At 52.1% G+C, this 1,625-nt stretch carries 1 rRNA gene; it reads left to right on the forward strand.

From position 1 onward, the window contains the following. Positions 1-1,625: ribosomal RNA gene (locus tag B5F09_RS14460) — 23S ribosomal RNA — on the forward strand; the annotation flags it as partial.

Here is a 1,625-nt window from a genome sequence, read left to right on the forward strand (position 1 = left end):
GGACGCAGCAAACAGCGAAATGCGACGGGGAGCAGTAAGCATGCGAAGAGCCGTCGATATCCGAATGGGGGAACCCACCCGGGATAGAGACCGGGTATCCTGGAGTGAATAGATAGCTCCAGAGAGGCGAGACTCAGGGAACTGAAACATCTAAGTACCTGAAGGAAGAGAAAATAAAGAAATGATTCCCTAAGTAGCGGCGAGCGAAAGGGGAAGAGCCCAAACCGGCAAGAGCCGGGGTAGTAGGGCTGTCAAAAAAGGGCAAGAAGACATTATAGGCGAACGGAATGGGAAGTCCGGCGAAACAGGGTGACAGCCCCGTAGCCGAAATAGTGAGGAAGTCCGAGACAGTACCTGAGTACGGCGGGACACGAGGAATCCTGTCGGAAACAGCCAGGACCATCTGGCAAGGCTAAATACTACTCTGTGACCGATAGTGAACCAGTACCGTGAGGGAAAGGTGAAAAGAACCCCGGGAGGGGAGTGAAATAGAACCTGAAACCATATGCCTACAAGAAGTTAGAGCCCGTTAAAGGGTGATAGCGTGCCTTTTGTAGAATGAACCGGCGAGTTACGATATGGAGCGAGGTTAAGCAGGATATGCGGAGCCGAAGCGAAAGCGAGTCTTAAGAGGGCGAAAGTTGCATGTCGTAGACCCGAAACCGGGTGATCTAGCCATGGCCAGGTTGAAGTTGGGGTAAAACCCGATGGAGGACCGAACCGACCCCCGTTGAAACGTTGGCGGATGAGCTGTGGCTAGGGGTGAAATTCCAATCGAACCCGGAGATAGCTGGTTCTCCCCGAAATAGCTTTAGGGCTAGCGTCGAGGCAAGTGATGTGAAGGTAGAGCACTGAATATGTGATGGCCCCATCCCGGGGTACTGAATATAATCAAACTCCGAATGACACATAAACATCCTCGGCAGTCAGACAGTGGGTGATAAGGTCCAGTGTCAAGAGGGAAACAGCCCAGACCATCAGCTAAGGTCCCAAAATATATACTAAGTGGAAAAGGATGTGGAGATGTCGAGACAACTAGGAGGTTGGCTCAGAAGCAGCCATCCTTTAAAGAGTGCGTAACAGCTCACTAGTCGAATGACTCTGCGCCGATAATTTACCGGGGCTAAGTATATTACCGAAGCTATGGATTTGCGCAAGCAAGTGGTAGGGGAGCGTTCTATATGCGGCGAAGGCGTACCGGAAGGAGCGCTGGAGCGTATAGAAGAGAGAATGCCGGTGTGAGTAGCGGAACGTGGGTGAGAATCCCACGCACCGAAAACCCAAGGTTTCCAGAGGAAGGTTCGTCCGCTCTGGGTAAGTCGGGACCTAAGGCGAGGCCGAGAGGCGTAGCCGATGGACAACAGGTGGATATTCCTGTACTTACGGTATGAATGAAGGAGTGACGGAGAAGGCTAGGTGATCCTGCTGCTGGAAAAGCAGGTGCAAGCGAGGTAGCTGACAGCCAGGCAAATCCGGCTGTCATAAAGGCGAAGGCGTGATGCGTATGGAAAGCCGAGGCAAGTACAGAAGTCATTGAAGCCAGCTTCCAAGAAAAGCTTCTAGTGCGAATCATACAGTAACCCGTACCGAAAATGGACACACATGGGTGAGGAGAGAATCCTAAG

Origin of the sequence: Erysipelatoclostridium sp. An173, from assembly GCF_002160495.1 — a bacterium.
GTDB classification, from domain to species: Bacteria; Bacillota_I; Bacilli_A; order Erysipelotrichales; family Coprobacillaceae; genus Thomasclavelia; species Thomasclavelia merdavium.